The organism is Streptomyces sp. NPDC002536, from assembly GCF_053594995.1.
In genome coordinates this window covers 108,821-123,348 of the sequence record NZ_JBSFWU010000008.1, presented here as the reverse complement: position 1 = coordinate 123,348, position 14,528 = coordinate 108,821, and the positions used below count along the sequence as shown (strand labels likewise).

General features: G+C 71.4%; 8 protein-coding genes. 4 read left to right on the top strand and 4 right to left on the bottom strand.

Annotated elements, in window-relative coordinates; genetic code table 11:
- Positions 1-145 precede the first annotated feature (145 nt).
- On the bottom strand, positions 146-1,558 hold the full coding sequence (locus ACWD4B_RS05475) for an amino acid permease (protein WP_451419528.1): 1,413 nt from the start codon (positions 1,556-1,558) through the stop codon (positions 146-148).
- Positions 1,559-1,761: 203 nt separating this feature from the next.
- Between ACWD4B_RS05475 and ACWD4B_RS05470 the strand changes: the two genes are divergently transcribed.
- On the top strand, positions 1,762-2,208 hold the full coding sequence (locus ACWD4B_RS05470; RefSeq protein ID WP_451419527.1) for a DNA-binding protein: 447 nt from the start codon (positions 1,762-1,764) through the stop codon (positions 2,206-2,208).
- 69 nt (positions 2,209-2,277) lie between these two features.
- On the opposite strand, the gene ACWD4B_RS05465 is transcribed toward ACWD4B_RS05470, so the two are convergent.
- Positions 2,278-4,773, bottom strand: coding sequence for a DUF6185 family protein (locus ACWD4B_RS05465; protein WP_451419526.1), 2,496 nt, complete (start codon positions 4,771-4,773; stop codon positions 2,278-2,280).
- 60 nt (positions 4,774-4,833) lie between these two features.
- Positions 4,834-5,238, bottom strand: coding sequence for a hypothetical protein (locus tag ACWD4B_RS05460; protein WP_451419525.1), 405 nt, complete (start codon positions 5,236-5,238; stop codon positions 4,834-4,836).
- Positions 5,239-5,454: 216 nt separating this feature from the next.
- Here ACWD4B_RS05460 and ACWD4B_RS05455 point away from each other — a divergent pair, with 216 nt between their 5' ends.
- Positions 5,455-6,456: a chitinase gene (locus ACWD4B_RS05455; RefSeq protein ID WP_451419536.1), complete on the top strand. Its 1,002-nt coding sequence runs from the start codon at positions 5,455-5,457 to the stop codon at positions 6,454-6,456.
- A gap of 267 nt (positions 6,457-6,723) precedes the next feature.
- Positions 6,724-12,918, top strand: a complete 6,195-nt coding sequence (locus tag ACWD4B_RS05450; RefSeq protein WP_451419524.1) for a beta-ketoacyl synthase N-terminal-like domain-containing protein — start codon at positions 6,724-6,726, stop codon at positions 12,916-12,918.
- Between the two features lie 37 nt (positions 12,919-12,955).
- Here ACWD4B_RS05450 and ACWD4B_RS05445 read toward each other — a convergent pair whose 3' ends face one another.
- A complete protein-coding gene (locus ACWD4B_RS05445; RefSeq protein WP_451419523.1) occupies positions 12,956-13,966 on the bottom strand; it encodes an ArsR/SmtB family transcription factor in 1,011 nt (336 codons plus the stop codon).
- Between the two features lie 182 nt (positions 13,967-14,148).
- Here ACWD4B_RS05445 and ACWD4B_RS05440 point away from each other — a divergent pair, with 182 nt between their 5' ends.
- Positions 14,149-14,502, top strand: coding sequence for a peptidoglycan-binding domain-containing protein (locus tag ACWD4B_RS05440; RefSeq protein WP_451419522.1), 354 nt, complete (start codon positions 14,149-14,151; stop codon positions 14,500-14,502).
- Positions 14,503-14,528: the final 26 nt, after the last annotated feature.

The following is a 14,528-nucleotide window of genomic DNA, read 5'->3' as shown; positions in this document are numbered from 1 at the left end:
GCGCGATCAGCCACCGACGGCCTGCAGCCGGCGCACTGCCCCTGGGGTCCGGGGCGAAGCCCCGGGAACCTCGGCTGCGGGTGCGTCGTGGCTGGTCGCGCAGTTCCCCGCGCCCCTGACGGGACGAAGATCCGCCGGACACGGCCTAGGCGGCGGCGCCGGCCCTCCGGTCGCGCCGCTGCTTCAGGTGGCCCACGGTGGCCAGCGCCGCGACCACGATCGCCGTGCCGGCGAGCTGCTTGAGGCCGTCCCCGCTGCAGGCCATGACGACGAAGACGCCGATGATGGCGGCGAACGCCAGCCAGGTGAGATACGGGAAGCCCCACATCCGCACCGTCAGCAGCTCGGGGGTCTCGCGCTCCAGGCGGCGGCGCATCCGCAGCTGCGTGAGGCAGACGATGCACCAGACGACCAGGACCGCGCAGCCGGCGATGTTCAGCAGCCAGGCGAACACGGTGGTCGGCCAGATGATGCCGGCGATCACGGCCGCGAAGCCGAACACGCAGGACGCCAGCACGGCGGCCATCGGCACGCCCCGGGTGACCTTGGCCAGGAAGCGCGGGCCCTGGCCCCGGCTGACCAGGGAGTAGGCCATGCGCGACGAGCCGTAGATGTTGGCGTTCATCGCGGAGAGCAGGGCCACGAGGACGACGACCTTCATGATCGTGCCGGCGGCGGGGATGCCGAGGGTGTCGAGGACGGTGACGTAGGGGCCGTCGGTGGCGACGCGCGGGTCGTTCCACGGCACCATCGTGACGACCACGGCCATGGAGCCGATGTAGAAGACGGCGATGCGCCAGACGGCGGTGCGCACGGCACGCGCCACGTTGCGGCTCGGGTTGTCGGACTCCGCCGCCGCGATGGTGACGGTCTCGAGGCCGGCGAACCCGGAGACGGTGGTGAGCAGTCCGGCCGCGAGCCCGGCGGCTCCGGCGGGGAAGAAGCCGCCGTGACCGGTGAGGTTGCCGGTGCCGGGGGAGTCGCCGAAGACCCCGAGGATGCCGAGCAGGCCCAGGACGAGGAAGGCGACGATCGCGGTGATCTTGACGGCGGAGAACCAGAACTCGAACTCGCCGAAGTTCTTGACCGCGGTCAGGTTGCTGGCGCAGAAGAACACCATGAAGACCGCCACCCAGCCGTAGGCGGGGAGGAACGGCACCCAGCTGTGCATGATGGCGCCCGCCGCGGTGGCCTCGGCGGCCACGCCGGCGCACAGCATCAGCCAGTACATCCAGCCGGAGGTGGTCCCGGCCCAGGTGCCGAGCTCCTCCTCGGCATGGACGGAGAACGATCCGGTCGAGGGCCGGGCCGCGGACATCTCGCCGAGCATCCGCATGATCAGCATGACGAGCGCGCCGGTGCCCGCGAAGAGCAGGACGATGGCCGGTCCCGCCGCGGCGATGCCGACGCCCGAGCCTACGAAGAGCCCTGCGCCGATGACCCCGCCGAGCGCGATCATCGAGAGGTGGCGCTGCTTGAGTCCGTGCGACAGCACGGGCGTGGCAGGCTCCGTCGTGGGCGGGGAGTCCTCGGGGGACCGGGTGATCGTCCGACTCATGGTCGCACCTGTTCATTACGTGAGACGTTCGGTGAGCCCCACGAGTCTGCGGGGACAGGCTGCGCGTATGACGTGAACGCCCACTATTCGAACGTTTCCCTAACGCGGGGTGAGGGTGTGAATGCGCAGCGGGAGATTTGATTGAACAGGTTGTTTGCAATAATCCATTGACATCGCATCGTGCGGTGATCCACTCTGAGGGCATGACGACGACTCCCGGACAGCCCGCCGACCCCTTCGCACCCCCGCACCCGGAGCAGGCGCGGGCGCAGCGCGTCCACGCGTCCCTGTTCCGCATCGCCGAGCGCCACGCGGCCACGGACGAGCAGCGCCGGCGGCAGGTCCACCCCCACGTCCTCGCACCGCACGAGGCCGTCCGTCTCGTGTCCTTCCTGCTCAGCGGCGCAGCCCTCCCCGAGGACGGCGAACCGGAGGTGGACCGGGCCGACATCACCGCCGCCCTCAGCCTCGTCCCCCTCGCGCGCGGGGACATGGACGAACTGGAGGCGGGGCTGCTGCGCATGGCGCGGGGACGCGGCATGACGTGGCAGGAGATCGCCTTCGGCCTCGGGCTGGGCACGCCGCAGGCGGCGCGGCAGCGTTACGAGCGGCTCGTGGGGCGTACGGCCACCGAGGTGGAGGAGGGGTAGGTCCCGGCGGCGCAGGGCCGCGCTGGACTTGCGAGAGGCTCTGCCCGGCAGGAGCAATGCCCTCACGCGCTACTTGAGTTGGTGGATGTCGGCTTCGGTAAAGAACCGCAGCACGGTCAACACGGCGACCAACTGCACCAGCACGTAGGCGATCTGTGCGGAGAAGCTCCGGATCTGGTAGACCGACAGCAGCAGCCCGACCCGGTTGGGCCAGAAGCGCCGCTCGGAGCGGAAGGTGTCCGCATCCATGGCGAGACTGGTGAGGGTGAGCACCGGAAGCATCAGGACGATCCCGAAAATCCCGGTGCCGAGGCCCTGGTCGGTGATGAGATTGCCCACGCAGCCCAGGCCGATCAGCAGAGCGTAGGCGATCACCAGGCTCAGGGCGCGTGCCGGGCCGCGGCGGCCGGGCAGCAGCCGCCATAGTGCCCCCAGCACCAGGCCCGCGCCCGCCCAGGTGAGCTCCGAGGACAGAAACGCCCACACCACGTCGGGGGCCCCGAAGAAGTACTGGCCCGTACGCATCCACTGGTGCTCCGGCGAGTAGATCAGCCAGACGATGATCATGCTGCCTGGCAGGCCGAAGGCGGCTGCCAGCAGTGCGGCACGGCGTGCGTTGTCCCACCACTTGGCGTGTGGTCCCCAGCTCAAGGCGACGTCCACGACCGTGATCTGGCTGGGCAGGAACGCTCGTGCGGCATCTTCGCTCCCTGCCGCCGGGCGCCAACGGTGCAGGCCGCTCAGTTCCTTCTCCACTGCGTGCCTGCTGAGTGCACCCTCGGCGTGGCCCTGTTCCATACTGCGCAGTACGCTCGCCAGCTCCCGGTAACGGCGCGCACGGGCGATGAGGTCGTTGCGGGCCGCCTCGGTGATCGACTCGCCCAGCGCCGGGGCGCCTTCGAACCCCTCGAAGTGCTGGTTCAGCACCGCCCGGCGCTGTCCCACGGCCAGCAGGCCGTACAGCGCGGTGATGTCCAGCACGAGCCAGAGACCGGCAAGCACCTGGCTGCCTGCGTACGAGCCCTGCCGCCAGGCCACCACGATGGCGAAGAACACGGCGAGCAGCAGACGGTCCAGCTTGGTGGGGCTCGCGAAGGGCACCCGCAGTCCCAGGTCCCTGGCCCGCAGCAGGGCCACGACCGCGAGACCCGTCAATACCCAGGTGTGGGCGTAGCACCACATTGCAGTCTGGGAGGCGGCGTTCACCAACAGGCGCCCCAGATAGGCCTGGTACTGCGGAAAGTAGGTCGGGGCGTTGCGGTTGGTCAGCCAGCTGACACGCTGCCAGCTGCGCTCGTCGGCCCATACGGCCCACCCCAGGAACAGCAGGGCGGCCCCGGCCGTCCACGTTCCGATCCGACGTAGCCGCCAGGGGGCCGAGGACGGCTTCAGCAGTCCGCCTGCATGGGCGAGCGACCAGGCCCAGAGCATGAGACCGGTGAACCACAGCCACAGCAGCGCTGCGTTCATCGCCGACAGCACGACCAGGGCGGAGAAGGAGAGGCTTTTGATGCCGGTGAACGAAGGCGGGAGCCCGAACAAGGAAGGCACCGCGGTCACCAGCCCTCCGGCTGCCGCAACCAGCGAACAGGCCACCAGCACCGATGTCCGAGGGCGGGCGACAGCCGCCAGGCCCCAACCCACCAGGAAGCCGATCAGCATCAGCCAGCGGGCCGCATCGTTCAGCGGGCTGTGCGGCCCTTGACCTGCGAGGTCGAGGAGCACTCCGTACAACAACAGGATCGCCACGCCCATGCAGGCTTTGAGCAGCCCCCAACGCAGGAGAGCCGTACTACTGCTCCGTTCCTGTTCGGTGAGCTCGTCACCCGAGGGCTGACGACGGGCCCGGAGGGCGGCGAAGACCACTACGGCGGAGGTCCCCAGCCACCAGGTGGTCTCCCCTGCAGCGTTGGCGACCAGCCACGATGCGGTCCGCGAATTGACCTTGACTGCCCAGGCACGTTGCCATGGTGGCGTCACCTGGATCGTCACCCTGCGGTCCGGACTGAGCCCGGTCCACGTCAGATGGCCTTTGCCGGCGGTCGTTGGCCTGGGGGACACCTGGGAGACGTCGAGGCCGCCGAGGTCGAGCCGAACACGCGCCCAGCGCGAGTTCTTCAGGGCAGGTGACGGAGTGAGGGCCATGCTCCAGTGAGTCGTCCGCACGTCGACCGACCACGGTCCGGTCAGCGTCGCCCCCGGCTTGTTGAACCAGAAGAGGGTGTCGTACCGCACCTTGACCCATTGGGCCTCCGCATCCACTCTCGGACTGTGCGGGCGCCACTCGTCCTGGCGCAGAGCGGGTTCCGGTCCGCGCAGAAGGCAGCCCATCGCGTGCCGGTAGGCGTCGGAACTCTCGCTCAGAAGCAGGTCGTTGGCGTACGGCCAGGTGATGGGGACGCGGATGTCCATCCTTCCCGACGCCTCGACGAGGGCGTGGCCATGATTGACGAGACTCAGTTCGGCTTCCGTCCGGGCTGCGGCCAGCTGCTCGGAGTGGCAGCCGCGCGCGGCTTCCGCCCGGCCCGGCCATACACCGCACCACGCCAGGCATGCGAGCAGCAATGCGGCGCACCGTCTCCAACGGTGCGCCGCTGTCCAGGCGCTCTGCCGCACAGGGGTGCCCTATCGTGCCGCCTTCGCCTTAGCCTTCGGCTTGCTGGTCGGGCATCCGGTGGCCGGGGTGCACTGCAGGATCACCTGATAGGCGTGGCCGACGGCTTCTTCTCCGCTGCCCCGGCCGGCCTTCATGAACCGCCACTGCGAAGGCCGCGTGTGCTCGGTCGTCGTCGCCTTCTCGACGCGGACCCGGAGGGTGCGGGCGGCGACGTCGTGGGTCTCGACCAGCACCTCGTCGGAGGCGACGGGGAAGTGGTCGTGCAGCAGGCACAGACCGAAGCGGTTGAGATTGCCGTGCTTCTCCAGCACGGCCACGAGATCGTGCACGAACCGCTCGTCCTGCGGGCCCAGGCCCTCGGCCTCCTCGAATCGCGGAAGGGCCCCGCGGGCGGTGCTGGCCTGATTTCCCATGATGCGCTCCCAGAAAACGCGTAGTGGTACGTGAGTGGCAGTGGAAGCGTAAATGCGGGCATATGCTCCCCGCATTTCGAGTCGGCCGCACGGGGTGTCCGGGCCATTGACGGCAGTCGCGGACAACTTTATTTTTTGACGAACGCGAAGGGGGTTCCAAGGGTGAACCGTCGATTATCACGTGCGCTCGCGGCCTGTGCGGCAACGGCCTCCGTCCTGCAGTTTCCGGCCACCGCCGGGGCGTCGCCCGTGCCGTACAGCGATACCTGCGCGGTCAAGTCGAGACCCACCGGCCCGGTACTCCAGGGATATTGGGAGAACTGGGACGGCGCGGCCAACGGCGTCCATCCGCCGCTCGGCTGGATCCCGATCACCGATGCCCGTATCCGCGACCACGGATACACCGTCGTCAACGCGGCATTCCCCGTCATCCGCTCCGACGGCACCGTCCTGTGGGAGGACGGGATGGACGCGACGGTGAAGGTCGCCACCCCGGCCGAGATGTGTGCGGCCAAAGCCGCCGGCCTCACCGTCCTGATGTCCATCGGCGGAGCCTCGGCCGGGATCGACCTGAGCTCGGGCGCCGTCGCCGACCGGGTCGTCGACACGCTCGTGACCCTCCTGAAGACGTACAACTTCGACGGCATCGACATCGACATCGAGACCGGACTCACCGGAAGCGGCAACATCAACGAACTCTCGGCCTCGCAGGCCAACCTCATCCGCATCGTCGACGGCGTGCTCGACCGGATGCCCGCCGGCTTCGGCCTGACCATGGCACCCGAGACGGCCTATGTCACCGGGGGCAGCGTGACCTACGGCTCGATCTGGGGCGCCTACCTGCCCATCGTCAAGAAGTACGCGGACAACGGCCGTCTGTGGTGGCTGAACATGCAGTACTACAACGGCAGCATGTACGGATGCTCGGGCGACTCGTACGAAGCCGGAACGGTCGCGGGCTTCACCGCGCAGACGGACTGTCTGAACACCGGACTGGTCGTCCAGGGCACCACCATTCGCGTTCCCTACGACCGGCAGGTCCCCGGACTTCCTGCCCAACCGGGAGCCGGCGGCGGATACATGCCGCCGGAAACCGTGGCGCAGGCCTGGCGCACCTACTCGGGCGGACTGAAAGGGCTGATGACCTGGTCGGCCAACTGGGACGGTTCACAGGGATGGACCTTCGGCGACAATGCCAGGGCTTTGCAGGGCCGCTGAATCCGGCCCGCGGGCGTGTCCGTGGACAACCCCATCCCCGATCCGTAGCGTGACGCGCAACGCAATCGGCTGTTCGATCGGCCCGATTGTGCCGAGACGCACGAATGAAACGTCCATGAATCCCGCGAAGGCCTCCGGCATCTCCGATCCCCTCGGCCGGCAATTCCCTTGCCACGCCCTTTCCCTCGCCCTCGAAGAACAGGGCGTGCGGGATGCGCAGAGAATGCGCCACCGGGTTTTCGTGGCAGACGCGAGACGGAGCCGAGGATGGAACGCATCGACAGGGCGGTGGCCGTCGTGGGCGTCGGCTGCCGGCTGCCCGGCGGCATCACGGACCTGGACGGCCTGTGGACCGCCCTGCGCGAAGGGCGCGACCTGGTCGGCGAGATCCCGGCGGACCGGTTCGACAAGAACCGTTTCGTCGACCCCGGCGCCGTCCGCCCCGGCCGGAGCCGCACCGCGGCCGGGGGCTTCCTCGACGACGTGGCCGGCTTCGACGCCGCCTACTTCGGGATCGCGCCGGACGAGGCCGTGCACATGGATCCGCAACAACGGCTGCTGCTCGAAATGGCCGTCGAGGCCCTGGACGACGCCGCTATCCCGGCCGAGTCGCTGGCCGGCTCGGACACCTGCGTCTTCGTCGGCATCTCCGACGCGGACTACGGCACCTTCCAGGCAGCGCTAGGGAACCACACGAGCCCGTACGCCGTGACGGGAGGCAGGCTCTCGATCGCGGCGAACCGCCTCTCGTACTGCTTCGACCTGCGCGGCCCGAGCCTGTCGGTCGACACCGCCTGTTCCTCCGCCCTGGTGGCCCTCGACCGGGCCTGCCGCACCCTGCTGGACGGCACCAGCCGCACCGCCCTCGTCGGCGGGGTCAACGTACTGCTCAACCCCTTCTCGTTCACGGGGTTCTCGCACGCGGGGATGCTCTCGCCGAGCGGCCGCTGTGCCGCCTTCTCCGCCGAGGCCGACGGATTCGTGCGGGCCGAGGGCGGGGGAGTGCTCGTCCTCAAACGGCTCGCCGAGGCCCTGGCCGACGGCGACCGGATCCACGCGGTGGTTGCCGGAACCGGCACCAACTGCGGTGGCCGCACCGGGGGTTTGACCCTGCCCGGCGCCGAGAGTCAGGAGGCGCTGCTGCGTTCCGTCCACCGGCAGGCGGGGGTGGCCCCGGACGACCTGGTCTACGTCGAGGCGCACGGCACCGGCACCGCTGTCGGCGATCTGGCGGAAGCGGGCGCGATCGGCCGGGCGCTGGGGCAGCGCCGCACCACCGGCCCGCTGCCCATCGGCTCGGTCAAGTCCAACCTGGGCCACCTGGAACCCGCCTCCGGCATGGCCGGTCTGCTCAAGGCGCTGCTGGTACTGCGGTACGGCCTGGCCCCCGCGACACTGCACGCCCGGCCGCTCAACCCGGACATCGACTTCGCCGGTCTCGGCCTGGCCCCCACCGTCGCCCCCGTGGGGCTGCCGCGCCGGGCGCGGGCGGCCGTGGGCGTCAACTCCTTCGGTTTCGGCGGGGCCAACGCCCACGCCGTCCTGACCGCGCCTCCGCGCCTGCCCGTCCAGCAGGAGCACGGCGCGGGCCCCGTACCGGTGGTGGTCTCCGCCCGGTCGCCCGAGGCGCTGCAGGAACTGGCCGCACGGGTCGCAGCGCGGCTGCGCCGGGCGACGGACGCCGAGTTCTACGACCTCGCCCACACCACCACCCTGCGCCGCAGCGCCCACCCCTACCGCGCCGCCGTCCTGGCCGTCGGCCCGCAGCAGGCGGCGGACCGGCTGGACCGGCTCTTCACGGACGCGCCCTCCGCCGCGGCCGAGGTCCGCAAGGCCGAACGGGACACGGTGGCCTACGTCTTCTCCGGCAACGACTCCCCATGGCCCGGCATGGCCGCCGACCTGATGCACACCGACCCCGTCTTCACCGCCGCCGTCGAGGAGACCGATGCCGCCCTGGCCCCGCACCTGGGCTGGTCGGTGGCGAAGGAACTGACCCATCCCGTCGCACCCCGCTGGCTGCGCACCGAAGTCGCCCAACCCGTCCTGTTCGCCGTGCAGATGGGGCTGGTCGCCGTACTGGCGGCCAACGGGATGCGCCCGGCGGCCGTCGCCGGGCACGGCGCCGGCGAGGCGGCCGCCGCCCTCGTCTCCGGCGCCCTGACCCTGGACCAGGCCGCCCAGGTGGTCGCCGAACGCAGCCGCACCCAGGCCGCCACCGTGGGCACCGGGCGGATGGCCGCCGTCGGACTGTCCGAACCCGAGGCCCGGCAGGTGCTGGCCCCCTACGGAACCGCCCTGGAGGTCGCAGGAATCAACAGCGACCGGGACGTCACCATTGCAGGGGACCCGGACGCGCTGGCCGCCCTCGGACTCCAACTCAAGGCCCGCAAGGTCCTCTTCCGCGACCTCGGCCTCGACTACGCCTTCCACAGCCGCGCCATGGACCCCATCGCCGTCCGGCTGTGCACGGCCCTGACCGGACTGACCCCCGCCGCCGCCCGGATCCCCTTCGTCTCCACCGTCACCGGAGCCCCACTGCCCGGCGAGGAGCTGACGGCCCGCTACTGGTGGCACAGCGTGCGCCAGCCGGTCCGCTTCGCCGACGCCGTGGTCCACCTCCTCGCGGACGCGGCCGACATCGTCGTCGAGATCGGCCCGCACCCGGTGCTGCACCCCCACCTGCGGCGCACCGGCGCCATCTGCATCCCGACCCTCCACCGCGACGGTGACGGCCCGCGCGAGACGGCCACCGCGGTCGCCTCCCTCGTCGCGGCGGGCGCCGCCGTGGACTGGCGCATGCACTTCCCCCGCCCGGGCCGCGTGGCGGACCTGCCCGGCTACCCCTGGCAGCACGAACGGTACTGGCACGGCACCCCGCAGGACTTCGTCCTCCGCACCAGCGGGACCGGGCAGCTCGACCACCCCCTCCTCGGCGAACGCCTCCCGGCACCGCACCCGTTGTGGCAAGGCGCCGTCGAGCCCCAGCTGGTGCCCTGGCTCGGCGACCACAGGGCCGCCGGAACCGTACTCATGCCCGCCGCCGCGTACGTCGAGACGGCCCTGTCCGCCGGACACCGCGCACTGGACCGGCCCGTGGAGGTGCGCCACCTGGAGATCGCCGGACCGCTGCAACTCGGCTGGCCCGACCCCGGCGGCGTCACGCTCCAGACCGCCGTCACCCCCGACGACGGCACACTGGCCATCAGCAGCAGCGAAGGCCGCGGCACCACCTGCCACCCCCTCGTCCGCGCCCAGGTCCGCACCCTGACCGGCACGGCCCCCGCCCCCATCGACCCCGACGCGATCCGCAGTCGCTGCCCCCGCACCGTGGCCGGGCCCGACCACTACCGGACCTGCCACCGCATCGGCCTCGACATCGGGCCGGCATTCCAGCTGCTGTGCGAACTGCACGTCGGAACGGACGAGTTGCTGGCCTCCTACGCGTACGAGGAACCGGGCGGCCCGTACACGGTGCACCCCGTGGTGCTGGACGCCCCGCTCCAGGCCACCGTCGCCCTCGCCGGACAGGGGACGGGCGACGGACGGTTCCACCTTCCGTCGGCGTTCGGCGCGGTACGGGTCTGGCGCACCCCCTCACCCGCCGGCCTCGTGCACCTGCGCCGGCGCAGGTGCACCGGGACCGAGTCCTGCTGGGACATCACCTACGCCGACACCGACGGCACCGTCACCGTGGAGATCGAGGGCTGCCGCACCCGGCACATCCACCACACCGATCACGTCCCCTCGGCGGTCCGGCACGCGGTCCTGCGCGCCGCCCCGCTCCCCGCAAGCCCGGCCGCCCCCTCCCCGCTGCCCCTGCCGCCGGACCTGATGGCGGCCGCCGCGGACCGGGCCGCCGCCTTGCGCACGGCCCTGGACGACACGGGATACGGCCGGTTCACGGCCGCCGTCGAGGAGACCGGAGCCCACTGCTGGCGCGCGGCCCTGGACGGGCTGCTCGCCGACGCCGGCCCCGGCGCACCGTTCCGCATCACCGACCTCGTCGCGCGCGGACTCCGGCCGCGGCACCGGCGGCTGGTCCGGCTGATGCTCCCTCTCGTCGTCCGGCACGGCCTCGTCGAGCCCGCCCGTGACGGCTACTGGCGGCTGACGGACACCGCACCGCGGCACATGACCCTGCTGCGCAGCCTGGTCGAGGACCACCCGGCCTTCCACTCCGAGACCGTCCTGCTCAACCGGCAACTGCGCCGGCTCCCCGAAGCCCTCCGCAACACCGCCGGACCGCTCGACGACACCGCGTACGAACAACTCCGCTCCACCGCCCCCGCACACCGCTTCACCCACGACGTCGCCCGGACCGTCATGCGCGACATCGTCCGGCGCTGGCCCGGGAACCGTCCCCTGCGCGTCCTGGAGCTGAGTGCCGGAACACATGCCCTCACCGCGGCCCTGCTGCCCCTGCTCCCGGCCGACCGCACCCGCTACACCTGCACCGGGAGCGACAGCAGCCGCCTCGGCCGCGCCGAACACCGTTTCGCCGACTGCGACTTCGTCGACCACCACGTCCTCGACCTGGATGCCGACCCCGTCGCCCAGGGCTTCCACGGCGGGGAGTTCGACCTCGTCGTCGCCGACGACGCCCTGCACACCGCCGCCGACCTGACCGCGGCCCTGCGCCGCCTCCGCATGCTGCTCGCCCCCGGCGGCCTGCTGCTCGCCACGGAACCGCACCACGCGCAGCGGCTCGGTCTTCTGGACGGCAGTACCGATGTCTTCTGGCAGCGCAGCGACCGCGCACTGCGCCCGCAACACCGGCTGCTGCCCTGGGACCGGTGGATGCGACTGCTGGGGGAATGCGGCTTCACCGGCACTGCGCGCATCGGCATCGAGGAACGCTCCGTCCTCCTCGCCGCCGCCGACCGGCCACCTGTGCCCGAGCCCGCCCTGCCGGAGCCGACTCCCGGCACTTCGTGGGTCGTTGCCGTCGAAAACCCCACCGACACGCCGACGGGCGACGCCCTGCGCGACCTGCTGGGTGGCGTCGGAACGGTCGTCGCAAACGACGATGCTGCCGTCTGGACAGCTCAACTGCCGTGCGAGGCAAGGGAACTGGGTGTCGCCTTCCTTCTCGACGGGCCCGACGGCACGGTCTCCCGGACGGCTGCTCGCGCTGTCGCCCTGCGGGTCCTGGCCGCCGTCCGTGCCGCGCTGCCGGACGAAGTGCACCCGCAGGTGTGGCTGATCACCCGGCCCGGCGGACCGTTCTCCGCGCCGGACCGACCAGGTCGTCCGGCCGACGAGCAGCCCGGTCCGCATCTGCGCCGGATCTCCCTGGACCGCAGTGGTGACCCGGCCGCCGACGCCCGTCGCCTGGCCCGTGAACTGCTCGCGCCCACCGGTGAGGACGAGATCGTCCTCACCCGGCGCGGCCGGTTCGTCCTCCAGGAGACCACGCGTCCCGACGGCGAGCCCGTGCCCGTCCGCGCCGGCACGCCGTACGTCCTGGACGTCCACATGCCGGGCCCGTCCCGTCGTCTGGTGTGGCGGGAGGCCGAGCCGCTCGTACCGGGGCCCGGCGAGATCCTGGTCGAGATGCGGGCCGTCGCGCTCGGCCACCGCGATCTCCTGCGGGCCGACGGACTGCTGCCGCCGGAGGCCGACGACGGCACGCCCTTGAACCGTGGCCTGGGCATCGAGGGCGCCGGCATCGTCCGGGCCGTCGGGCCGGGGGTGTCCTCGCCCGCGGTCGGCGACGACGTCTGCGGCATCATGCCGGCAGCGCTCGCCTCCCACACCGTCACCGCGGCGGACTCCGTCATCCGCATCCCCGACCGCATGAGCCACACCGAAGCGGCGACCCTTCCGGTGGCCTTCACCACCGCTCACGTCACCGTCGTCCACCAGGCCCGCCCGGCGCCCGGCGAGACGGTCCTGGTGCACGGAGGCGCCGGGGCCGTCGGTCTCGCCGCCCTGCAGTGCACCCGCGGCCTGGGCGCGCACGTCATCGCCACAGCCGGCAGCGAGACCGAGCGCGACCTGCTGCGCACACTCGGCGTCGAGCACGTCCTGGACTCCCGCGGCCTCGAATTCGCCCCGCACGTACGGGAACTGACGGGTGGACAGGGAGTGGACGTCGTCGTCAACTCCCTCAGCGGCGAAGCCGTCGCCCGGAGCCTCGACCTGCTGCGTCCCCACGGCCGCTTCATCGAACTCGGCGCGCACCCCCTGGTGCTGCGTCCTTTCCGGCGCAGCCTCACCGTCATCGGCTTCGACCTCGGCAGCGCCGTGCTCGACTCCGTACGGAGGCAGCAGACGGCCCGCGACCTCACGGAGCGGATCGCCTCCGGCGCGTACGGCCCACTGCCCCATTCCGTCCATCCGGCTGCCAGGGTGGAAGAGGCGTTCCAGCAACTTCAGTACTCCGGGCACACGGGCAAGGTCGTCGTGTCCTTCGGCCCGCCGGCCGAACCGGTCCTGGTCCCTGCCCGGCCGGTGTGAAGCCGGTGCATCCGAAGCGGCGGCTGTCCGGCCGGCGTCATGCGGTCCGGTGCGCCGGCGAGGAGTTGAGCAGTGCGAGCCCGGTGGGTGTGGGGGAGTGGAGCGCGGTGTGCCGATCGCGGATCGTGGTGATCAGCCCTGCCTCTCGCAGGACCGTGGCATGTTCGCTGGCGCTGGCCGGTGCGATGCGGGTGCTCGCGGCGAGCTCGGTGGTCGTGCAGCCGGGGCGCTCGGCGATGGTGTGCAGGACGGCGGCCCGCGTGCGGCCGAGCAGTGCGGCCAGGGTCGCGGGCCCGGCTGCCGACGGGGGTGCGGCGGGGAACAGGGGAGGGGCATCCGGTGCCGGGTGCACGGGGTAGGTGAGCATGGGCTGCGGCTCCGCCAAGGGGTCGAGCACCGGGGCCCGGATGCTGAACATCGAGGGGACGAGCAGCAGTCCACGGCCGCCGAGATACAGCTCGGCATCCGCCCTGGAGGCGGTGTCCACCTCCAGGACCGGCGGGTTCCAGCGCATGCGCCGGGGGTTGAGCCCGGCCAGCAACTGCTCGGCCCCGCCCCGGAGCAGGTGGCGGGCGCGCACCGCGCGGTCGGCGGCGATGTCCGCGCGGATACGGGGCCAATACGGTGCGATCGTGTGCTCGTGCACGACGGCCAGGCTGTCGTAGAGCTGCTGCAGCAGCAGGGGGTCGTCACCGAGACGGTGCGCCCAGGAGGGCAGCGGCTGACGTTCGGCGAACAGCCGGACCTCGTCGGTGATTTGCTGCAGGGGCACCGAACGCACCTTCTCCAGCAGCTCCTGCGGGCCCCCGGCCCAGCCGGGCACCAGGAAGTCGGGTGCCCATCCGTGCGGGGGAAGCAGGTCCACCACCATGCGGGCCTGCGGCGGGAGCCGGGTCAGGACGGCGTGCCGCCAGGCGCTGAGGTGCAGCGGCCGGGTGGGGAACTGCAGGACCCGTAACGCGACGCCGAGTTCGAGCAGGGGGCGCGGTGCGTCGTCGACGCGGACGCGGGCCATGTCCTCGACGGTGAAGTGGATGCGATAGGTCAACGAAGGCTCCCCTCCGTGATGTCGCCCGGAAGACATGCAGATTGTGGCCATCCGCCCTTCTTCGGGCCAGCCCGAAAGTGGACGACATCACGTGACAAGGCGGTGAGGCTGGGACCTGCACGGCACTGCATCGTTTCGTTCGCTGCAGTCGTTCCACTCGTTCCACTCCAGGGGAGGAAACCATGAGGATCGGTCCCTTCGCGGCGGCCGCGGTCCTGGCCGGATCGCTGGTCGGAGTCGGCGCCCTGAGCACGACTGCGGTGGCGGCCCCGGCCCACTTCACCTGTGCCTACACGAATGCCGAGCCCATGCTGTCGGAGGGGGACACCGGTGCCGCGGTCAAGCAGGCCCAGTGCCAGCTCAACAGCGTCCTGGACCGGCACGTGACGGTCGACGGCATCTTCGGGTCGGGCACCAGAAGCGCGACCGTCGCCTTCCAGCAGTGCGCCGGGCTGTCCGCGGACGGCATCATCGGCCCGAACACCTGGGCCCAGCTGGACCGTTGGTGGAGCAGCGACATCGACTGCCACAAGTGACTTCGAAGGTCACCATAGGCGGCCGC